The 21807-nt window shown below is 41.4% G+C and carries 17 protein-coding genes and 1 CRISPR repeat array; of the genes, 12 read left to right on the forward strand and 5 right to left on the reverse strand.

What is annotated here, in order from left to right:
* The first annotated feature begins 24 nt into the window (after window positions 1–24).
* The 5 genes from gyrB (at window position 25) to L8106_RS12820 (ending at window position 7937) form a co-directional block, all read left to right on the forward strand.
* A complete protein-coding gene (gyrB, locus tag L8106_RS12800) occupies window positions 25–1962 on the forward strand; it encodes a DNA topoisomerase (ATP-hydrolyzing) subunit B (RefSeq protein ID WP_009784733.1) in 1938 nt (645 codons plus the stop codon).
* 184 nt (window positions 1963–2146) lie between these two features.
* Entirely contained in the window at window positions 2147–2812 is a 666-nt protein-coding gene (locus L8106_RS12805; protein ID WP_009784734.1) for a TnsA endonuclease N-terminal domain-containing protein, read from the forward strand.
* 4 nt (window positions 2813–2816) lie between these two features.
* Complete coding sequence (locus tag L8106_RS12810; RefSeq protein WP_009784735.1) at window positions 2817–5192, forward strand: Mu transposase C-terminal domain-containing protein; 2376 nt, start codon at window positions 2817–2819, stop codon at window positions 5190–5192.
* A gap of 209 nt (window positions 5193–5401) precedes the next feature.
* Window positions 5402–6511: an ATP-binding protein gene (locus L8106_RS12815; protein ID WP_009784736.1), complete on the forward strand. Its 1110-nt coding sequence runs from the start codon at window positions 5402–5404 to the stop codon at window positions 6509–6511.
* Between the two features lie 130 nt (window positions 6512–6641).
* Window positions 6642–7937 carry a TniQ family protein gene (locus tag L8106_RS12820; protein ID WP_009784737.1) on the forward strand — a complete coding sequence of 432 codons (1296 nt, stop codon included), beginning with the start codon at window positions 6642–6644 and terminating at the stop codon, window positions 7935–7937.
* On the opposite strand, the gene L8106_RS12825 is transcribed toward L8106_RS12820, so the two are convergent.
* The 5 genes from L8106_RS12825 to L8106_RS32150 form a co-directional block, all read right to left on the reverse strand.
* Entirely contained in the window at window positions 7913–9841 is a 1929-nt protein-coding gene (locus L8106_RS12825; protein ID WP_009784738.1) for a TniQ family protein, read from the reverse strand. The genes L8106_RS12820 and L8106_RS12825 overlap by 25 nt on opposite strands.
* Before the next feature lie 55 nt (window positions 9842–9896).
* Window positions 9897–11714, reverse strand: coding sequence for a DUF262 domain-containing protein (locus tag L8106_RS12830; protein ID WP_009784739.1), 1818 nt, complete (start codon window positions 11712–11714; stop codon window positions 9897–9899).
* A gap of 103 nt (window positions 11715–11817) precedes the next feature.
* A complete protein-coding gene (locus tag L8106_RS12835) occupies window positions 11818–12108 on the reverse strand; it encodes a hypothetical protein (protein WP_009784740.1) in 291 nt (96 codons plus the stop codon).
* An 85-nt stretch (window positions 12109–12193) separates the two neighbouring features.
* Complete coding sequence (locus L8106_RS12840; RefSeq protein WP_009784741.1) at window positions 12194–12493, reverse strand: hypothetical protein; 300 nt, start codon at window positions 12491–12493, stop codon at window positions 12194–12196.
* Window positions 12484–12645 (reverse strand): hypothetical protein, encoded by a 162-nt coding sequence (locus L8106_RS32150; protein WP_156803662.1) that lies wholly within the window; start codon window positions 12643–12645, stop codon window positions 12484–12486. The genes L8106_RS12840 and L8106_RS32150 overlap by 10 nt, the downstream gene beginning before the upstream one ends.
* A 291-nt stretch (window positions 12646–12936) precedes the next feature.
* Here L8106_RS32150 and L8106_RS12845 point away from each other — a divergent pair, with 291 nt between their 5' ends.
* The 7 genes from L8106_RS12845 (at window position 12937) to L8106_RS32155 (ending at window position 21777) form a co-directional block, all read left to right on the forward strand.
* A complete protein-coding gene (locus L8106_RS12845) occupies window positions 12937–13455 on the forward strand; it encodes a hypothetical protein (protein WP_009784742.1) in 519 nt (172 codons plus the stop codon).
* Window positions 13456–13623: 168 nt separating this feature from the next.
* A complete protein-coding gene (locus L8106_RS12850; RefSeq protein ID WP_009784743.1) occupies window positions 13624–15102 on the forward strand; it encodes a hypothetical protein in 1479 nt (492 codons plus the stop codon).
* A complete protein-coding gene (locus L8106_RS12855) occupies window positions 15102–17306 on the forward strand; it encodes a type III-B CRISPR-associated protein Cas10/Cmr2 (protein WP_009784744.1) in 2205 nt (734 codons plus the stop codon). Before L8106_RS12850 ends, L8106_RS12855 begins: the two co-directional genes overlap by 1 nt.
* Window positions 17307–17403: 97 nt before the next feature.
* The gene (locus tag L8106_RS12860; protein ID WP_009784745.1) at window positions 17404–18393 is read left to right on the forward strand and encodes a hypothetical protein; all 990 of its coding nucleotides are present in this window, start codon (window positions 17404–17406) and stop codon (window positions 18391–18393) included.
* 10 nt (window positions 18394–18403) lie between these two features.
* A complete protein-coding gene (locus tag L8106_RS12865) occupies window positions 18404–19252 on the forward strand; it encodes an RAMP superfamily CRISPR-associated protein (RefSeq protein WP_009784746.1) in 849 nt (282 codons plus the stop codon).
* Complete coding sequence (locus L8106_RS12870) at window positions 19252–19701, forward strand: hypothetical protein (protein WP_009784747.1); 450 nt, start codon at window positions 19252–19254, stop codon at window positions 19699–19701. Before L8106_RS12865 ends, L8106_RS12870 begins: the two co-directional genes overlap by 1 nt.
* Before the next feature lie 76 nt (window positions 19702–19777).
* A CRISPR array of direct repeats spans window positions 19778–21526; the repeat unit is 36 nt; unit sequence GTTTCAACACCTTTTCTTTCTAATGAAAGTCGCTAC.
* 29 nt (window positions 21527–21555) lie between these two features.
* Window positions 21556–21777: a hypothetical protein gene (locus L8106_RS32155; protein ID WP_156803663.1), complete on the forward strand. Its 222-nt coding sequence runs from the start codon at window positions 21556–21558 to the stop codon at window positions 21775–21777.
* Window positions 21778–21807 lie beyond the last annotated feature (30 nt).

Below are 21807 nucleotides of genomic sequence, written 5' to 3' on the forward strand. Positions count from 1 at the left end.
ACCCCTAATTGGAGCAGTGATCAGATGACCAGCAGTTATAGCGCCGATCAAATACAGGTTCTTGAAGGTCTAGAAGCCGTCCGCAAACGTCCAGGGATGTACATTGGTTCTACCGGGCCACGCGGACTTCATCATTTAGTATATGAAGTTGTAGATAACTCCATTGATGAGGCGCTCGCCGGCCATTGTACCCATATTGAAGTTGATTTTAATGCAGATGGTTCAGTAACCGTCACTGATGATGGTCGGGGTATTCCCGTTGATGTTCATTCCAAAACCGGAAAATCAGCCCTAGAAACCGTTATGACGGTTCTCCACGCCGGGGGAAAATTTGGTGGAGGCGGTTACAAAGTTTCAGGCGGTTTGCATGGGGTAGGTGTCTCCGTTGTGAATGCGCTGTCTGAATGGGTAGAAGTGCAAGTTTTGCGGGATGAAACCCAGTATACTCAACGCTACCAACGAGGGGTTCCCGTTGACGAACTTCAGTCCAAACCCAGTCAAGGAAAACAGACGGGGACTTCGGTACAGTTCTTACCCGATACAACCATATTTACCACTGGAATTGAGTTTGACTATGCGACTATCGCGAATCGTTTACGAGAATTAGCCTATTTGAATGCAGGCGTTAGAATTACTTTAACAGACAATCGTTTAGACCTAATTCAACTCGAAGAAGCGAAAACAGAAAGCTTTTGTTATGAAGGTGGAATTCGAGAATATATTGCCTACATGAACCGCGAAAAGCAACCTCTACATGAAGATGTTATCTATGTGTCGGGAGAGCGAAATAATGTGCAGATTGAAGTCGCGTTGCAGTGGTGTGTAGATGCTTATAGTGATAACATTTTAGGCTTTGCTAATAATATTCGGACGATAGACGGGGGAACCCATTTAGAAGGGTTGAAAGCAGTCTTAACCCGCACGATGAATAACTTTGCCCGCAAGCGAAATAAACTCAAAGAAAATGAGTCAAATTTAGGCGGTGAGAATGTACGGGAAGGGTTAACGGCGGTTATTTCTGTGAAAGTTCCTGACCCAGAATTTGAAGGACAAACCAAAACAAAGTTAGGTAATACAGAAGTTCGCGGAATTGTTGATTCGTTAGTCGGGGAAGTTTTAACAGAATATCTCGACTTTCATCCCCATATTGCCGATGCGGTTTTAGAAAAAGCAATTCAAGCTTTTAAAGCCGCAGAAGCCGCTCGTCGTGCGCGAGATTTGGTTCGTCGGAAGTCGGTGTTAGAATCTTCACCCCTACCCGGTAAATTGGCTGATTGTAGTACCCGAATTCCTGCCGAATCGGAAATCTTTTTAGTAGAGGGAGATAGTGCGGGTGGAAGTGCAAAACAAGGACGCGATCGCCGAACCCAGGCAATTTTACCCCTACGCGGAAAAATTCTGAATATTGAGAAAACAGATGATTCCAAAATCTATAAAAACAATGAAATTCAATCCCTGATTACAGCGTTAGGATTGGGAATCAGAGGCGAAGATTTTGATTCATCTCAATTGCGTTATCATAAGATTATTATTATGACAGACGCAGACGTTGACGGCGCTCACATTCGGACATTGTTGTTAACGTTTTTCTACCGCTATCAACGAGAATTAGTCGAACAAGGTTTCATTTATATTGCTTGTCCTCCCCTCTATAAAGTCGAACGAGGACGCAATCATTATTACTGTTATAATGATCGAGAATTGCAGGAACGTTTGGCTGAGTTTCCGTCTAATGCCAACTACAATATCCAACGGTTTAAGGGTTTGGGTGAAATGATGCCTGAACAACTTTGGAATACAACAATGAACCCAGAAACTCGGATGATCAAGCAAGTAGAAGTGGAAGATGCAGCCCAAGCCGATAACGTTTTTACTGTATTAATGGGGGACAGAGTTGCACCCCGTCGGGAGTTTATCGAAACCAATGCACCTCGTTTAAATCTGGTTGATTTAGATATTTAATTGTTGTTGGTTCGCGCATAAGCTGCTAATCTTCGCACATAAGCTGCTAATCTTCGCGCATAAAGTGCTAATTTTTTGCACATAATCGCAGGGATAGCAGGGGCGGGTCGCGGTCTTGCTAATTTAGGGCTATTGGGACTAGGATATAGAAACCTAGTCCCAACGTCAGTTAGGTCGCAGTCCGATGAACGTGCCAGCCCGAAAGATCACAAATACCGGAACTCGGAAGAATATTGGCAAATTTTCCAGTCGCAAGATGGGTCAAATCGTTTGGTACGAGTCTCTTCTGGAACTGGACTACATCTATCTTTTGGAAATAGATCCTGATGTTGTAGCCTTTGCGAGTCAGCCATTTCAACTTCAGTACACAATTATTGAAGGCGGAAAAAGACGGAAGTTGAAATATACACCAGATTTTTATGTAGAACGTAAAAATCAGATACAAGTTGTGGAAGTCAAGCCGGAGAATAAAGTTAATTCAGAGAGAAATCAACGCATCTTTCATTTCGTCGCCCCTATATTCCGTGAGAAAGGTTGGGAATTTGTTGTGGTGACAGAAACAATGATTCGGGTTCAACCTCAATTAAATAATGTTAAGTTACTGCACAGATATTCTGGCGTTGAATTTTCATTGCAAAACTTAATAGATTGCCAAGAATACTTTCAAAAACTTGCCGGACAAATTACTATAGAGCAAGCCGAACGGGAGTTAAGATCCAAAGGGATTACAAGAAGTTTTCTATTTCGGTGGATTTACTCTGGATTTCTAAAGACGAATTTAGAAAAACCCATCAACTCTCAGAGCTTAATTCATTTTGAAGCTAGAAATACAGATTTTGCTAGGGGATAAAAACATGGCACAGGTTCGTTTTCGCAGGGGACTAAACTTTTGGTTGGACGGCAAACAGTTTTGCATCAAAAAACGATTAAATTCTGAAGAGTTTCAAATCTTAGATGCGATCACTGAAGAATTATCAAGTATTAAAGAGAGCATATTACTCGAATTATTAGTTAAAGAAAGAATACAGTTTGAACCGCCGGATAATGCCGATACGAACAAAAATAATGACTGGTCAAATGCCGATTTCTCGGAGATAGATCCTCGGCTAAAACAAGAAGCAAGCAAAAGATTAAAATATGTTGAACGCTTCTTAGAAAAAGACATACAAAATTTAACTCCTGAGACATTGAAGCCGATTATCGAAGAAGTTTCTCAAGAAATATCGGATAACAGCCCTCCGGGATGGTATTCACTTTATCGATGGATTAAAAGATACGAAGAGGGAGGATATGATATTCGGAGCTTGGTTTCCAAAACTCAAGCTAAGGGGAATCGAAAGTCCAGGCTTCCTGACGAAATTTATCAAATCATTAATGAAGTTAAAGACGAGTTATACTTGTCCAAAACCAAACCGACAATAGCCGATGCAGTCTCGGAGATTAGATATCGAATTACACAAGAAAATTATAGGCGCTCTCAAATCGGGACGCTAAAACCTCTAAAAATACCACACGAATCAACAATTTATCGAATTTACTCTCAAATTGATCCCTACGAAGAGGCTGTTGGGCGATATGGAAAAAGGACAGCAGACCGAATGTATGATATGTCAGGAAAAGAACCCATTCGCCCTCAACGTCCTTTACAAATCGTAGAAATTGATCATACACCCCTTCCTTTTTATGTTGTTGACTCCGAAACTCGATTACCAATTGGTCGTCCCAATTTAGTCACCGTCATTGATAAATATACTCAAATTCCTTGCGGCTATGACTTAAGCTTTGATCCGGAAAGCGGGCTATCAGTAATGCGCTGTCTCAATCACGCAATTCGTCCTAAAAATTATGTGTCAGAGCAATACCCAAATGTTTCAAATACATGGGATACTTATGGTTTAATGGAGATGATTCGGGTAGATAATGCCGGTTGTTATACGGGTACTCAATTAGAAGATGCTGCCAAACAGCTTAATTTTCATATTAGCCAGACTCCCCCTAAAGTTCCCTGGTATAAAGGTTCAATCGAGCGTCATTTTAAGACAATAAATACACAGCTTCTTCAAGGTCAGCCGGGTAGTTTCCTCAAAAATTTAAAAATGTATGACGATCAATACGATCCCTATAAAGAAGCTGTAGTCTCTCTGGATGCGCTTCACGAAATGATTCATATCTTTATCATTGATATCGTCAGTCAAGCTTCCCATACCAATTTCAAGACACCCCGCTCCGAGGTTTGGAAAGCTGCCATTACTGAGTTTCCACCAGCAATGCCAACAAAGATGCAAGATTTAAGAATTTTACTGGGAGCAGTGACGCATCGAGTAATTTCTAAAAATGGAATTGAATTTGAAGGTTTATATTACAAATCTCCCGAACTGACTCGCTTGCGTACACTTTATGAGAAAAGGGATAGACGGAGACAAAATGGAACAAATAATCGAGAAAAAGCTAAAGTTAAGTACGATCCGGGTGATATTTCTTGTGTGTACGTTTTCGATCCCGAAGGGCAGAATTATGTTTCTATTCCTGCGGTTAGCCAAGACTACACTCAAGGATTATCTCTGTGGCAACATAAGGCTATTAAGAAGTATGCAGCCCAGGAAACCGAAAAAGTAGATCTAGTTGCTTTAAGTATAGCGAAAAAGAAAATTCAGAAAATTGTAGAGCAAGAGTGGAACAACTCTAAACGCCACCGAACTCGTACCCAAATGGCAAGATGGAACCAAGTCGGGTTGATCGATTACAACATTAAAGAAGTCGAAGCTTTTGTGCAACAAGAGAAAGGAAAAGAAGATAATTTCTCAAACGCCAAGTCAGGAAGCTTTGAAAAAATGTTTGTACAATCTGATGCAATGGCGGGTTTGTCTAATGTTGGAAGCGGCTTTAAAAGTTCACCCAACAAAAATGCGGAAAACACAGATCAAAAGATTGTAGAATACCAAATTACTCATCCCAATTCGGCTCAATTACCCGACAATCTTGTGGAAGCAACAATAGACTCGGAACCCTCGGAAATTCCGAATCCAAAAATACCTCCTTCCTCATCTCCCAAACCCCAATCCAAATCTAAGTCGAAGAAACGCAGTTCATCCAAGCGGAAGGGGAAAAAATCCAACTCGGAGGAGTCACCTGTAACAGAGAATAATAAAGTAGTAGAAACTCAAGATATCACCGTTAAAATTGAGGAATGGGAACCGGACTTATCCGAATGGAGTACCAATTATGACTGAGTGAACTGCTGAAACAGCAACCCGAGTAAAATTGCTGACAAAAGTAAAAATTTTCAGATAAAATGGATTAGAGAAACATCATCTCAATCTGTTTATTCCGACAAGTATTAAGAACTTAAAAGTTTTCCAAATAAATTTAACAGGAGTTGATGGGCGGTTCTTAAAAAAAGAATTAAAAAGGATAAGATTATTGTTAACAGGAGATGAATATGACAGCATTGGGTGAGGCAGAGAAACACAGACAACTTGAACAAAAAAAGCGCAGACAAGTTGAGCGAGAAGATTTTAAAAAAAGCTTAAAAAATATGAGCTTTGAGGAAAAATATAATTTTTTTCGACATTACCGAATTGAGCATCCGACCTATAAGAAAATTATTAGGGAAATACAGGACTGTCACCAACTTCAACTCGATAAATCTGTTGAGCCGGATTGTCTATTTATCTCCGGAGAAACCGGAGCGGGGAAAACAACTCTGAGGAAGGCTTATGAGCAACAAGAAAAATATACTAGAAAGATAACGGATGAAGGAACAAAAATATATATTGTCTCGGCGGGAATTTCAGCTTGTGGAACCATCTTGGGTACGGCAGGTAAACTACTAAAAGCTTTGGGAGATCCCGCCCATGAAAAGGGAACGCGAGATAAGATGACGACAAGAATCTGTAAGTATATTAAAGATTGCGAGGTTGAACTGATCATTTTAGATGAACTGAATCATTTAATTGATCGAGAGAATAGAAAATTGTTGAAAACGATAGCCGACTGGCTGAAGGAAATCATATCAGAAACCAATACTCCTGTTGTTGCTTTGGGTTTACCAACGGCGAGACAGGTTTTAGATCCGGAAGTAAATGCTCAACTCTGTCGCCGCTTTAAAAAGCAAGTTCATCTCCGAAATTTCTCTTGGTTTTCCCCAAAAGGAAAAGACAAAGATGGAGAGGAGTTTCGGATGCTGCTGAGTATTATAGAGGAAAAGTTTCCTTTAGAAGATACACTGGATTTATTAAATGAAAGAATGGCAATGCGTCTTTTCTACGCAACCGAGGGGAATATGTCTCATATTATGTCTCTTTTAAAAGAAGCCCTAAAAATGAGTTTAAGACAAAATCAGACTCAACTCCAGCTAGAGACTTTAGCCGCAGCTTTTGAAGAGAATTTAAGAGGGGTTTTTAAAGACAAGAAAAATCCCTTTATTACAGATAATTTTTCTATCGAAGATCTTCCAAATAATTCTGATGAATCAGAAAGCTCTGTATCCGCAACCAACAATAGAATTAACCGAAGATTGGGAAGAAAAAAAGCCTCTGATGTATTGTAGCAATCGGAGATGATTCATCAAACAGACGGGGGTTCTAATCCGGTCAGGGAGGCTATAATCTCATTCAACAATTGACTGGCGAAAGTCTCTTAATGTTTTCAAATATTCCGGGTCAATTTCACCGCAAATTATGTCATCTAGTCAACCTCTACTTTTTAGACCTTCTCCTTATCCAGATGAAACACTGGTGAGTTATATTCTGCGCCTCAGCGAGAGAAACTATTACGACAACCCCAAATGGATACTGAGTTGTGCAGAGTTAAGTGATAGCAAACTTTATCAACAAAATACATTAGAATCAAAAGACGACCTTCACACCCTCAGTCAGCTTACGAATCTTGGTGAAGTTCTATTGAAGAAAATGCTTTTCGTGGAGTCGAAACCTAGAGGTAAAAACCTGAAAATTCAGATATCGGGTCACTCTATTCCTTCAAACTTCGTGAAAAAAGCAACGGGTAAAATCTGTCCGGCTTGTCTGGCAGAAGCGGCATACTTTCGGAAGTTCTGGCATTTGATTCCCGCAACAGCTTGTCCAAAACATAATTCCATCTTAATTGATTCCTGTCCCCAGTGTCATCAAAAATTAACATGGCCAAGAAAATCGATACTGCATTGTAGTTCTTGTCAATTTAACCTGGCTGACTCTCCAATTCAGCATCTCGATCAAGATGAAGTCGCTTTATCGAGTCTCGCTTACCGAATTTACCATCATCAAACAGAAATATTTGATTCTGGCGGTTTCGACGGAAACCATCCCCTTTCATCAATTAACAAACTTTCGGATTTCTGTGAAATCATCATGGGGGTAGCATCGTTTTTTCTCGAATCAAAATTATTTATTCGTCCCGAAAAATTTCGTGATTCTAACTCTCCCAAATATAGAGAAAGTCGAAAAGAATTGTTATCAAAATTTATCGCCGCCGAATCCAACGATAAACTCCACGCCATTTTTACAAGAGTCTATCAAGTTTTAGATTGCTATCCCCAACACCTGACTTCATTCTTAAAGTGGCTTCAAGATTTATATTTCCACGCCAATTTAGAATTTGATCCCTATCCGGATCTGGGAAAAATTGTTCGACACTTTCCTTCGGTATGTTATCCCACTTCTTCAACTCAAAACGGTTTTACAGAAACTATTGAAACCAGTTTGCAGCAAAAGTTTATGAATTTATCCTGGATAAGAACTCCTCAAAAATTTTATCTACAATATTTAACCCTGCCAGAAGTTCTATCCTGGCATCTCATTGAAAGTCCAATTGAAATGTCAAAGTTTATAAATAAGTACCTTTTAAAAGAGGAACAAATCAAACTTAGTATTTACTACTATTTATATCAACCCTTAACCAACTTCTTAATTGAGTTTGACGCTTTAGACGACAACCTAAAGGCAATTTACTTTCAAATGTTTTCCGAAACAAATTGAAGCTCATCTATTTTGATGTCATCTCTTTTAAATAAATATTGTCTTCCCCCATCAATACAGTGACCCGTCACGGGTATAATATTTTGTTTCATTAACATTTGAGTTAATTTTCGAGGAGACGTTCCCAGTTCTTGTGATAACTGTATTGCCGTAACATATTTATTCCGAAATTCTTCAATTTCATCGGTTTTAACCTGACGATGACGCCGAGATTTTCCTGGAGTTTGATATTCGCAAGGAATCAACCCTTTATCCATCCAAAAAGCCGCCACTTCCTGCTTTATACCGAGCCGTTGAGCAACATCCCTAACCGTTAGAAAAGTCGCCTTATCCGCTTGAACTGACTGCCGAATTAAACCCTCAATATCCTCTTTTCTAAAAGAATATTGCTCTAACCCCGTTCCCATCCGTTTCCCACAAGGTTGAATGAGTCCATCAAGAATTAGACGGGTAAACTTACCCGTTGTATATTGAAGTCCCGATAACTTTCTGACGGCTATTGAAAAAGAAATAATTTCACCTTCCCCATGAAACCCAACTTCAACTGCTGCATCCAGATTTTTAATTAAAATCTCAGGACTTTCCGACTCAATTAACCATCTGCTGTAACCATCTATTGACGGCCCCCTCAACGCTTGAATACAAGAATAAGCCACCAAATCAACTACCGTCCGATTTCCAATCCCTAAAAAATTGGCAACTTCTGTCGTTTTTAATGCTTTTTCTTGCTTCTTTTGATAAGATGCTAAACTTCCTATTTTTACCAAAGTCATCATTCGCTTTCCCATTGTTTTGGTTGTTCCTTCTAGTTTTCCCAATTGAACTAACCGTACAATAGAAGCTTCCGAGGTTCCAAGCTGTTTAGCCGCTTCCGTCGCCGGGATAAAATTTCTATGTTCACAAATAGATTCATGTAAACGACTTAACTTAACATTTAAGTATCCCCCATCCCAATTTTGTGTGAGATAAGTTTCAAACGCTTCGTGTAAAAAAGAATAAGTTGGTTTGGGAAAATCGGTGTAAAGCTTGCGATAAAAACTACCAAAATCCTTGTTAATCCCAATAGATCTGGGCGAGGGCAATTCTTGATTTTTACGCCAATCCAGAAAAGCAAAAAAATTTTCAGGCCAATGGTCAAACTTTTGCAAAGCTTGATAAAGAACCGAATGAATCTTCGAGTTCGGCTTCATTACTCCAATAAATTTTCCCGTTGTATCGCAAGTATTAGATAACTGTCCGGCTATAAAAATTACAGCTTTTAACAAATTTTCCAAGTGTATTGTTCGCAAAGGATTATTCGCGTCAAAAAATGAGTTGGTCTGATTAAATTCCGATGAAAAATAAATAATTTTAGATAAAATTACCTCGGAAGTTTCTACAAAAATAGGAGTCACTTGTCGCCAATCTTGTTCGCATTTGCACCGAACTACCGAAGATTGTGACCAATTGAGGAATTTCCCACATTGGCAACACTTGTCAACTAAAAGACAGCGATGAATTGGACAAGTTGTTACTAACGATATATCCCATATTTTTCGGCGATAAGGGGATTCTTGCAAGCAAATCGGACAAATTTTTGTCGTTTTTTTGTGAATAAAATAGCCGGGAAGAGAATGATTAAACAGTTTAATAGAATTATCTGATCCATCCTGTTGAGAGGCTAAAAATGTCATCGACCATAATTTTTCTTCAGCAACCCCCGTTAATTCCGAGAGGGTGAAAAAGTCGTTTTTTTGAGGTTCAAGTAGATTGGCATTATATTGGTGTTGAGAAATCTTTGCTAAATCAAAAATCCATCGACAGGACTCATAAAAATTAGATTCGGTCAATCGTAAGAAGTAACCCGATAAACTTTCATCAGTTTTGGGTTGAGGTCGGTTCAGTAAAGGTTTCGATAGACTCATGAAATTTTATGATATTGTCTGACTGTTGATAGATAAAGAAAGAGAATCAAATTGATCAACGAATTGATAAAAGCTTGATTTTTAAGGGCTTCACAGAGATAGATTGAGAATTAGATTCTTTTCCCATCGCTTCAGTCATCAAACCCAAAAGTGCTGCGGTGCGATATTCAAAAAAAGCGTCAAAATCATCCGTCCAAAGCGTGTAGGGTTCAATCAGATGGGAGAATAAAATCTGATCGATCCTTTTTTTTGACATTCCCTGCTTCCGCAATTTAGCCAAATACTCAGAAGGGGCTTTTCCACCCAACAATTTATTCGTCTTTAACTTCAAAGGCGTTTTATTTACGATACTGTTGTATCGAGTTCGAGGAATTCCTTGGGATTTGCACCACTGCTGCGGAAAAATATGATGATTCTCAATCTTTTCATCAAAATACTGAACCGAATTAATCGATTCTCCACTGAAAAAGTCTAACGCCCCTTCCCGTCTTAACAACGCCGAAATTGCCCGATAGGTTGAACCCTGAGAATTGGTTAAGTTCTGCAACCGTTCCTCCGTTAAAAAAGCTTCGAGTACCGTTGCGGGGATATTTCCATCCTGCAACCACTGGGGAACTTCAATCAAATCCTTTGCCGCTTTTCCTTCCCTACCCCGCGAATAAGTTCCCGATGCCGCACCGCAATAAAACCATTGTAATAATAACCTGCGGATTGCATCGACTTTAACTCCTTCTCCCAAAATAACGAATAACGGTGCCATCACCACCAATTGCATGGGATAGGGTAAATCATCCGCGTCAAAAATTGCCTGTTCGTATAAAAACCGTGCGGCTTTTTCTAACCCAACAGAAATCGGTTCCGACCATTTTTGATATTGGTCTTGGCTTAAATTTAAGATTCGATTCCGACTCATACTCACCGAGGGGAGTTTATCGACAGAACAACCTTTCTCTAAGGCTTCCATCCGTTGAGTATAGCTATCGATTAAAGCGATGGATTGTAAAAAATCACTGGGTTTTAATAACCTTAATACTCGATAAGCTGCAAACCGTTTTTCTCGGTTTTGCCAATCGAAACGCAAATTAAAATCTTCGGCCGCAAAGGAGGAGGTTAACAGATTAAACTGGGTGAGTTCCTGCTGTTTTTGGTTGTGCTTCTCAAAAATATAACAAACTGCTTCTTTCGGGAGTGAAGGTCGCAGGACAAATAATCCCATCTGATAATGTTCAAACTGCTTAATGACTTCTCGTTCAAACCGTTCGATTAACTCGATCTTTTGAGAATTCCCCTGCCAATATTTCCAATATCCGCTTCGCCACTGCATAAAGTTGAAGACTTCCGAGACGGGGAATAAACCCAATTCAAATTCTTTCTCGGTTGTCGAACAATCGATGGTCGGTTCTGCGAGTTGCTGTAGCTTTTTGTTCGCTTTTAATCCGATAATGGCATCTACGCGATCGGTGTGGGGATAATCTAACGCTTTTTCTATATCGAGATAGTACCAACGTTGGTCGGGTTTATAGCGTTTTCCTCGGTCGATCCAAACGGGTTGGTTTGAAAGCAAACTCATCCATAATGTTGTGGTGCGTTGCTGTCCGTCGAGAATTAATCCTTTGGGTTCTATCAAGTTGTCAGAAGCTACCCCCTCAATGGGACGGTATTTGAATTTGATATCGGGATTTCCTCGTTGCAATAACATTACCGCCCCAATGGGAAAGCCAAGAGAAACCGAAGCGATCGCCTCTTTAATTCGTTCTTCTGTCCAACACCAGGAACGTTGAAAGTCTACGAGTTGGATTTTTCCGGTTTTGATATCTCGCAGCAGGTCGAGTAATGGTTCTTTGATGAGGTCGTAGGTTGATAAAGCATTCATGTGATCGCCTTTTTAAATAAAAACTGTCCAATTTCCAGCCTAAAGTTGAAGGGATAGAGAAAACAAGGGGTTTAGCGTTGAATTGGTCGTGAGTCACGATCAGTTATTCTTGGGGGAAGTTGGGGGGTAGGGTAACAATACCTTGAGTTTGCAGTTGACGGAATTGGTTGATTAAGTCGGCGTATCGCAGCAAACGCAACACATAGGTGGGACGACGGTGAAAGTTGTGTCCCCAATCTTTGATGGTGTGAGGGCTGAGTCCGGTTGCTTGGGCGATCGCGTGAATGCAGGCTTTGCGATAACTCCGGTTGGGATCGGGCTGAACCCAACGGCGGCAATAGTCTGAGGGTTCTAATGGTAGGTTGCGAATGCGATCAAAGCGATGACGATCCAACGAGATTTACCCGAGGGTTTGCAATGTCTAGGTTAAATAATCTCAGGATTCAATTCAAGGGTTTTACTCGTGAAGTACGACTAATTTAAGTTTGGGGATAGTCGGGGGGTAAGACAATTTTACGGACTTGATTGAGCATATCGGCTAAACGCAGGGTATGGGTGACGTGATCGGGTCGTTTCTCGAAGTTTTTGCCCCAATTCTCGATTGTTCTGGGACTCAACCCCGTAGCTGCCGCCAGAGATTCGACACAAGCCTTTCGATACCCCCGTTCTTCGGGGGACAATTCAACCCATCTTTGACAGTATTCCAATGGCTCCAAGGGCAGTCGTGTTAGCGCATCAATCCTATATTGCGCTTTTAGAGGTTGCCTGTCTATTCCCATATTTGCGATCGCCGACTTCGATAGTCGTATTTTACGAGTTTTTTCTTCGGATTTTGAGAGTTAACAGCTATCCATCGCAGAGCATCGCTATTATTGGATGGAAAATGGATTTTTGGTCGGATACAGTTGTGGAGATTTGTAATGCTTTTCATTATTAATGAATCCGTAAAATTACGGAGATTAACTAAAAATAGAATACCGATAAAATTTAAAAAGTTCAGTAGGTCTACTGTTGACCAGCTTGGGCGGTCGGTCTAAGCTTGAAAGTAGAGTATCCTCAATCCGATATCCGTTGCCACCACTAACACTTTTATGGGTTCCAATATTAGCCGTTATTTCCCATTTTTTCCGATAGGATTTGAGAGGATTATCGACAGAATATTTAAACGTATTCTGACAATTTTTTAAGTTAATTTTACATTCATTAACCCAGGAGATTGAAAATGAAAGCTTCCGTACTTTCTGGTTTAGCTGTTGCTTTGATGTCGAGTTTATTTAGCCAACCCGTCCACGCTGAAATGTTGACGTTAGGAGAGGCTTCTGGCGGTCAGTTGGTCAGACTGGACACCCAATCAATTCAACGGAATGGGGGAGGGGCGAGTTGGTGGTCGGGATTTACTTATTATCTCGGAAATGAACGAATTAATGCCGGCGCCCATTGCGGTCGAGGAATTTGGGAAGTCGATGGTCAAGAATATTCTCCCCAGTCTCAAGCCACTCGTAATATGTTAAAAGTCGTTTGTTCCGCTCGACATATACGACCGATGGAAGATATGGGTTTTGTTTTGGTATTTGACCCTCCTTCTAACGTGCGTTCTTCTCCGGGTGGAAATGTTAAATGTACTCTGGAAGATATGCAGGTTGTATCGGTTTATGTTGAACCTGAAAACGGGTGGTATATGACCAATGCTTGCGGCGGGAGAGGATGGATTCACGAAACACAAATTCGGACGTTTCGTTAACCAATAATTCTCGAATTTTGGGGGCAAATCCAATCAATAATTTTGGCGATTTTCCCCGTCCAGTTTGAAAATTTAGTGACGTTGCAGTTGTTTTTTTTCAATGATTCGCTTTTTAAATAAAAGGCGATCAACAGTTGAGTCAATTCTTGTGAAGGAGCTTTAACTTAAATGGCTAATTACTTGGTTTTACAAGTTCTAGGAAATAACGATATAAAGATTTCGTCAGATCAAGCCAAAAACAGCATACAAAAATGTAAAACTTTTGAGGATTTTCACGAGGAAGTAGATTTCCTCGAAGAATTAATGCTAGAGGATATCGAGCAAGTTAAATTTCCTTTGATTAGAAAAGTTTATGACCGTCTACAAAAGGAAGCTAATATTCACTTTGGAATAATTCTCACCAATCAGCAAGCCTGGATAGAACATCACAATATTAGCGGTCAGACGTTTAGTGATTTAATGGCATCCGATGGCTATTGGTGGCGAAATATTCTTTCTCAATGGTGTCAAGCAAAAAATATAAATCTGCATTTAATTCATTTAGAAATTCAGCCGGAATTAGAAAATGGAGTTGCCAACTGGGATGGCATGGCTAAAACTATAGAAAATCTTTTGAGCGGACAAGAAAATCCGATGATTTCGTTCAAAAACCAACACATTATTTTTCAGCCTCCCAATTCAGATAAAATCACTTTTGATAAATTTATCATCCAACACAGTAGCGGTACTCCTGCTTTAAGTAGTGCTTTGTATCTCTGGGGAGTTGAACAAAAAATAGCGGGTCAACAGGTTGAGTTCGTTTATATTTCTCGGCAAGATACATCCCTTAATGAGCATAGCGGAGATCACTGGCAATGGCGTTTAAAAGTACCCCAAATTCAGCAGTTATTAGAGATACAGGATTTTGCAGGCGCGTTAAAACTAATAACTGAAAATGAGCGGGAGCAAACTCGGAATAAATTGAAACAGCTAGATCGGGCTGTTTCTTTTAACCTTTTCGCGAAAAAAACAAAATTTTCTTCTCCAAAAGATGAAATTATAGAACGAATTGCGATCGCGCTGTGGAGTGAACAAGCGTTTCGCGATCGCGGACAATGGATGCACTGGTATTTAAGGGTAGCAGGTGCGTTTGAACTGGCTATTTTCTGTTTGGTTGAATGCCAGGGTTCGGGCAAGTATTATTGGGAAAGAACATCGGACAAAGTAGTTTTAAAGTATCGAGAACTAAATCAACAAGAGATAGAATTTCGGCTTGAAATCAAAAGTACAGTTAAACTATTGAGTCAGGGTTCGTACTTGGAAAGAAACAATTACCATAAACGACAAATTAACTATCAAGTCAATTCTGTATCTAATGTTCCTGACTGGACAGAGTTTAAAATTTTTTACTGCAAAAATTGGTTGCAAGGGAAAAGCTTTCTCAGTTTGAGAAATGAACTTTATCATACCCTGATGGGAGATGCAATTGATAAATATTTGGATGAAGAAACAGACGATATCGGAACTGTTAAGGATTCCAAACATTCCTCACAAATTGCTATTGATTGGCTGAATTATATTGTCAATCTTGCCAACCTTTCAACCGAGGTTGAAAAACAAGTTAAAGATTACGAAAACCTAGTTGCTGAAATCAAAAGGACGCTGTAATGGAATTACCGGATTGGTTGCAAAAACAACAACAGCTATATTCTAAACTGCCAGAAACCCCACCCTCTCGATCAACTCATCCCGTTAGCGGTGAATGGCAAACTTCCGACTATTTAACTAATCAATTTTGGTGGGGAGGAGGTGCAACTGGGGAATCTTGCGAACAAATTAGCCAATCTGATCCAACTCTAACTCAAGTTGGCGCGATCACCTTCGGCCCGGTTCAAACCTTTTTAGGAGGAGGAAACCGCCTGCGGGACTGGGCGGTTGGTTCCTGGTTGTGTCATTACTTAGCAGGTGTTTTAATCTATCGTTGGGAAGAAGCCGGAGGTCAAGTATTACTACCTTTACATCATTCCTCGCCCTTATTGCGATGGTTACATGGTGAAACTGGCATCGATGAAACATTTTGGCAAGCCGAACTTCCCAACGTACTCACCGGACTTTTTCCCGACGAACCCCAATGGTGGGATAACTGCAAACAAATTATCTCAACCGAATGGGGACGGTTTCTGCAACAACTCGAACAAGCTGCGATCGCCCATAACCGCTATCTCAATGGAGTCGGTTGGCAGGTTATTCTTGCCGATCATCATTATTTTTGGACAATTTACGGCGACTCTCAACCCCTGCGACCTGATCGCGCAGTTGAGGATATAGAACAACTCCATCAACGCCTGGAAGCCGCCAAACTCGGGCGAAACTGGCGAGGAACTTGGTGGGGTGGACGGACTAGCCCCAGCGCCGGGAGTTTATCGATTTGGCACCCAGGCTTAAAACCCATTGATCGAGGTGGAACTTGGGGATTACCAAATAGTACCTTGAATCAATGGTGGGAAAAAATTGCCGAAAATAGCCGACTCTCCGGGTTATTTTCCCGCAGCGATCGCCTCAACAGTATCGAAATGGTGAAGCGGTTGGCATCTGTACCAGAAATTATCTGTCCGACCCTAGAACGATTATGGGGTAAAAAGCCCCCCGATTGTCCTTGGGAACGTTTTCCTGATCGCACTGCTGCGGCTGCGGCTTGGATACCGCAAATGGGTTTATCTGAGGTTTGGAATAAGGAATTAGGCGATTACGATAAATACTTTTTTGAGGATCAACCGAAGCGTCTGTGGGGAATACCTGCTGTTGATCGCCAATCCCAAACCTACACCCATCCCCGAGTTTTAGAACGCCGCAATATCGACTCTGAAGAAATTTCCGACTGGGAAAGCAGTATTCCCAAAGGTTGGGAAAGCACCATTGAATGGACGGTGGGCTGGCGGGGTGATGGTGACAAAATGGGAAAATGGCTATCTGGACAGCAATACAGCAAACTCGAACTTCCCTGGGAGAGATGGCATCCTAGCCCAGAAGCGATCGCCGAGTATCAACTCGATATCGAACCGCCCAACCCATCGGGAACGAGAGTTGTAGAACTGCCCCACATGGTTGATCTGTCGGTGTTGTTTAGTTTGTGGAACCGACTGCTGTACAAACTCACCGAAGACCATCACAACGGACGGGTGATATTTGCGGGGGGAGATGACTTTTTGCTGTTGGGGCCAATCACCGAAGCGATCGCCCTCACGAGTAACTTACACACCCTTTGGACGGGAAACCCTTCACCCTTGACTCAACCCCTCGATCCGCCGGTGGATGGTTGGGTGCAATACGAAAATCAAATTTATCCGGTTCCGGGGCATCAAATGAATTTTAGCTTGGGAGTGGTGATCGCCCAACGTCGCATTCCTCAATCACTGTGGCATCGAGGACTGAACGACGCCTACAAACACGCCAAAAATCAAGGTCGCAACCGGGTTTGTATTCGGGTGTTGTTCAACAGCGGTCAATCTTTGGAGTGGGTTTGTCCCTGGCCGTTGTGGAATTTGTTGATGACTGTCGAACCGACGGCAGAAGACAAAACCGATCTCAACTGTTGGGAAAAGTTACTCAGCTATCTCGACAGCACCCGTATTCAAGAATCTTCTCCAGCTACAGTCCGAGATTTAATCGATACCTTGTGGGCGAGTGTGAAATTACCCTTGTGTTGGGAACAAGTGGAAACGACGGCTAAAGCCTATGACCGACGGGCGTTTCGAGATGAAATAGGCGACTGGCAATGGTGGTTAAACTGGATCGCCCTCAGAGGTTTTCTCGCCCGTCAACAGCGAGAAAGAGACAAGTGGATCGAACGGGTTAGGGCAGGGGAAGAATGATTTGGGTTTCGGGTTTGATTGAACATAACACCTAACACCCAACACCCAACACCTGACACCTGACACCAAACACCCAATTCACATTACAGGAGGAACCATGACCGGATGGTACACCATCACACCTACAGGGCCGATTACTATTGGCAATCTCACCCCCGTTGGACAAAATAGCGGACAGGTCGGCTGTCGCTGGCCTCCGAACGGTCATCAGTTGGCGGCTTGTTTGAATTTGCCCAGTCATGCTCAACTCTGGGGGCCGTTTTGGTATTGCGATTCCACTCTTTACGTTCTTTTGCCTTTACCCGTTTATACCCTTGATATTGCTGAGAACCGCACCTCTAAAGAATCTCCTCCGCAAAACCTTTATCGTTTGGTTTGGGATGAACAAGAACAGTGGCAAGTACAAAGCCAACACCAAGGTCAAGAGATTGAGGTTATTGGGGGTCAATATCTGATTCCAATTAATACTTTGGAGGAGTTTTGGCGATCGCAGGAGTGGAGTTTCTCGTCGGGAAAACCTGATGATAATGAGTTAAAACATTTGCCTTGGGAAACTTTAACTTTAAGTCACAACAGTCGGGAGGATTTTCAAGTTAAAGATGAAGGCGGTTTTTTTGCCGAAATGACGACTTTATTAGATCCTGATTGGTCAATTTTGGTCAAAATTATCGGTGAATACGAACCGCCCAAGACGGGGATTTTAGGGGCGGGAACTCCGGTCACGGTTCGTTCTGTGCGAGGACGTTCTCGATGGGAAAATTTGGGGGCCGAATGTGCCAACCCTAAAGAGGCTATTTTACTCACGGGCGCGCTTTGGCAACAACCCCAAACCAAGCTTTCCTGTCCCACACCCCCAGGAGTCAAGGGTTATGCGGCGGAAATGGGCGTTCCTTGGCAGTCTTGGAAGAAAGTTCGCGATCGCCACGATCCCACCCGTCGAGTTGCGGTACTCACGCCTGGGGAGTGGATGACTCCTGCGGGGGCGGTGTATTTGTGGGCGGGAACTTCCCCTGTTTCTCATTCGGGGCCATTACCCGATCCGTTTAACCGTCACGTTTTGGGCTACGGACATTTGTGGTTATTTTGAGGACTTATTTATGACAGTTGAATGGTTAATTTGTTGCGAACCCGTTCATATTGGCGGCGCCGATAGTAGCATCCGAGGCAATAATAATCCCATTTATCGGTTGAGCGATCGCACGCCAGCTATTCCGGGAAGTTCTGTGCGGGGTGCGTTGCGAGAACACGCCGAAAATCAAGAAGATTACAAAGATTTGGTCAACAATTGGTTTGGTAAAAAATTGGGGAAAAATGAAGAGATTTCCGATGATAACGTTTCACGGGGAGGGATTGCTTTAAGTTGGGCTTGGCCGGTTTGGTGGCCCGTTCATGTGTTGGGGTATGGCAATTGGTGGATCAGTTGTTTGGGTTGGCTGAACCGTTTTCAACAGCTTTCTCAACAGTCTGTTTTGAATTTAAACGATCGCAATTTAATATATATTACCGAACAGCAGTTACAGGGAAAAGATGTCTTTCTCCGGTGGTTGAAATTGAAAAATGTGCAGTATGATTCTGAGATCACTAATAAGATCACTAAAAATTTACCCCGTTCCCAAAACATACCGAGCATCGACATTCCTAGCGATCGCTTAATTGTGGTTCCAGATACCAGTATTAATCTGTTTGTGGATATGGGGTTAGTTCGTCAACCGAGAGTGAGTATAAAGGATGAACCCGACGAAAAGGGAAATTTAATCGACAATCTTTTTGCGGTGGAAGGATTGCCTCCGGGAGCGGTATTTTTCGTCACCTGGACGACTCGTGGAAAGCTTGAAAAATTAGAAAAATGGGAAAAGTTTCTCCACGATGAACATTATTTAGGCGGACTCTGGAGTGTCGGTTACGGACGGGTGGTAATTCAGCCATTTCAGGAGGAAAATAAGTGATGGATCAAAATGTTGTATCCTATGAGTTGGATCGAGAAGTTTTTCAACTCCTCAAGGCGGGTGCCGGCTCAATTGAGCAAATTAAACAGTGGCAAGGTGCGGCCAGTGGTATTGCTGATTACGTCTCCAATTGGGGCGTTGTACGCTTTTGGGCGATGTCTCGTTCTCTCCGGTTATTAAATGGAGAAATACCCGATGCTAATCAAGATTCGGACGAACAAAGGCGTTATTTTGCTTGGGGTGTTGCACGGGTGGTTTTGTGTAGAATTGTTGGTAATGATTTAAACATTCGCTCCAATATGACAACGGATGAATTTCAGGAACGTTTTCAAAATTTGAATTTCAATGAACAGGTTTTGTTGACGGATTTGTTAATTGAAATTGCCGATACAATTCAATTTTGGACTATGCGACTCAAGGATGCAAAAAATAGTCAAACTGAACCTTAAAGTCGTTCGATTTCACTACAATATACTTCAGTTATAGAGAAAAGGCACGGTTAGACTGTGCCTTTATTTTTTTGCGGTATCAACACCTTTTCTTTCTAATGAAAGTCGCTACGATCGCAGCAGCAGCGACATTACTATTCCAAAATCCTGTTTCAACACCTTTTCTTTCTAATGAAAGTCGCTACAAAACATCTTCCTGACATTACCCTATCTTTCTGTTGGTTTCAACACCTTTTCTTTCTAATGAAAGTCGCTACCTACGAAAAAGATGGGGAGAACAAAATTTACACCAAAATTGTGTTTCAACACCTTTTCTTTCTAATGAAAGTCGCTACAATCAAATGAGTCGAGTCGAGGTCGCCCCTGGCTGTTGGTATGGTTTCAACACCTTTTCTTTCTAATGAAAATCGCTACGAATGAAGATCTAGCTATCTCCCGCGCCGCTATGTTGCTGTTTCAACACCTTTTCTTTCTAATGAAAGTCGCTACTTTGTACGCCGGAGATGGCGCAACGCTTCATACAGTGTTTCAACACCTTTTCTTTCTAATGAAAGTCGCTACACCGCGCGATCGCAAACAATCAAGTTTTGAAGGCAGTTTCAACACCTTTTCTTTCTAATGAAAGTCGCTACAAAAGGTTTCCAGATACTCTTATTCGGCAATACATAGGTTTCAACACCTTTTCTTTCTAATGAAAGTCGCTACCAAAACAACAAATTAGCAAGTGTTCAGACAACCAATATCCAGTTTCAACACCTTTTCTTTCTAATGAAAGTCGCTACTCCTCCATAAAAATAAAACCTTGTAAAGATTTACAAGGTGTTTCAACACCTTTTCTTTCTAATGAAAGTCGCTACTAAAACTGGCTAAAAACTAAGGCTTAAGCATCAACTGTTTCAACACCTTTTCTTTCTAATGAAAGTCGCTACTTGATGTCGCAATCTCGTTAAGATGGATCGTTTTGTTGTTGGGTTTCAACACCTTTTCTTTCTAATGAAAGTCGCTACTTAATTCAAGAATTAATAGAAGAATACGCTATTGATGGTTTCAACACCTTTTCTTTCTAATGAAAGTCGCTACAAGTTGTTAGCTTCTATGGATCTCGATGAAGTATGGGGTTTCAACACCTTTTCTTTCTAATGAAAGTCGCTACTGTATATTCACAACGAATGAACGGTGCGGTTGAAAATCCTATTGTGTTTCAACACCTTTTCTTTCTAATGAAAGTCGCTACAAAGGTTGTAAAAAATCAGTCGGAATAAGTTTCCTGTTTCAACACCTTTTCTTTCTAATGAAAGTCGCTACAAGGTCGGTAAATACAAAGAAGTGGAGGTAGTCAAGGATAGGTTTCAACACCTTTTCTTTCTAATGAAAGTCGCTACAATATCCAGTCAAGATTCCTAAAAGATGGGTTGATCGGTTTCAACACCTTTTCTTTCTAATGAAAGTCGCTACCACCTACTGAAGTTGAGGAAATTTACACGGTATATGTTTCAACACCTTTTCTTTCTAATGAAAGTCGCTACCCTAATTCTCCTGTCTTTAGAATATTTTATCTGAGTCGATTTGTTTCAACACCTTTTCTTTCTAATGAAAGTCGCTACTAGAGTTGGAATTACCCCACAACTTCTTGTTTGAATCAGTTTCAACACCTTTTCTTTCTAATGAAAGTCGCTACACATGGCTTGGATTGCACGATGGCTAGCTGAAGCGCAAGTTTCAACACCTTTTCTTTCTAATGAAAGTCGCTACAAGGGGTTATATCCTTTGACCGGTACGCAGAAATGTAGTTTCAACACCTTTTCTTTCTAATGAAAGTCGCTACCCCTCTATTTAAACCCCTTACCCTGCCTTGTGTCTAGACCCAGTTTGCGAGGGGTACTCAAAACAGCCTCGCGCATTGGGGTAAAACGGTCGAGCAAACAACCTGAAACCCTTACAGGGAGGGATATCGAGGCTCTCAACGAAACAATCAGCCTTTCAGCCATTTTGCCTGACCCTCGCAAAAATTGTCAACTCAGAGAAATTAATCCGGATCAGGAGTCCGGTGTCAGGGGTTTGCGATCGCCTCAGTAACAGGTTATTCACCCCCATCCTTAAAACATA

This window comes from Lyngbya sp. PCC 8106 (assembly GCF_000169095.1).
Taxonomy (GTDB): Bacteria; Cyanobacteriota; Cyanobacteriia; order Cyanobacteriales; family Microcoleaceae; genus Capilliphycus.

Excerpts from the sequence above, each read along its gene's own strand:
- gyrB (WP_009784733.1), top strand. The coding sequence starts at position 25 with ATGACCAGCAGTTATAGCGCCGATCAAATACAGGTTCTTGAAGGTCTA.
- L8106_RS12805 (WP_009784734.1), top strand. The coding sequence starts at position 2,147 with ATGAACGTGCCAGCCCGAAAGATCACAAATACCGGAACTCGGAAGAAT.
- L8106_RS12810 (WP_009784735.1), top strand. The coding sequence starts at position 2,817 with ATGGCACAGGTTCGTTTTCGCAGGGGACTAAACTTTTGGTTGGACGGC.
- L8106_RS12815 (WP_009784736.1), top strand. The coding sequence starts at position 5,402 with ATGACAGCATTGGGTGAGGCAGAGAAACACAGACAACTTGAACAAAAA.
- L8106_RS12820 (WP_009784737.1), top strand. The coding sequence starts at position 6,642 with ATGTCATCTAGTCAACCTCTACTTTTTAGACCTTCTCCTTATCCAGAT.
- L8106_RS12825 (WP_009784738.1), bottom strand. The coding sequence starts at position 9,841 with ATGAGTCTATCGAAACCTTTACTGAACCGACCTCAACCCAAAACTGAT.
- L8106_RS12830 (WP_009784739.1), bottom strand. The coding sequence starts at position 11,714 with ATGAATGCTTTATCAACCTACGACCTCATCAAAGAACCATTACTCGAC.
- L8106_RS12840 (WP_009784741.1), bottom strand. The coding sequence starts at position 12,493 with ATGGGAATAGACAGGCAACCTCTAAAAGCGCAATATAGGATTGATGCG.
- L8106_RS32150 (WP_156803662.1), bottom strand. The coding sequence starts at position 12,645 with ATGAAAAGCATTACAAATCTCCACAACTGTATCCGACCAAAAATCCAT.
- L8106_RS12845 (WP_009784742.1), top strand. The coding sequence starts at position 12,937 with ATGAAAGCTTCCGTACTTTCTGGTTTAGCTGTTGCTTTGATGTCGAGT.
- L8106_RS12850 (WP_009784743.1), top strand. The coding sequence starts at position 13,624 with ATGGCTAATTACTTGGTTTTACAAGTTCTAGGAAATAACGATATAAAG.
- L8106_RS12855 (WP_009784744.1), top strand. The coding sequence starts at position 15,102 with ATGGAATTACCGGATTGGTTGCAAAAACAACAACAGCTATATTCTAAA.
- L8106_RS12860 (WP_009784745.1), top strand. The coding sequence starts at position 17,404 with ATGACCGGATGGTACACCATCACACCTACAGGGCCGATTACTATTGGC.
- L8106_RS12865 (WP_009784746.1), top strand. The coding sequence starts at position 18,404 with ATGACAGTTGAATGGTTAATTTGTTGCGAACCCGTTCATATTGGCGGC.
- L8106_RS12870 (WP_009784747.1), top strand. The coding sequence starts at position 19,252 with ATGGATCAAAATGTTGTATCCTATGAGTTGGATCGAGAAGTTTTTCAA.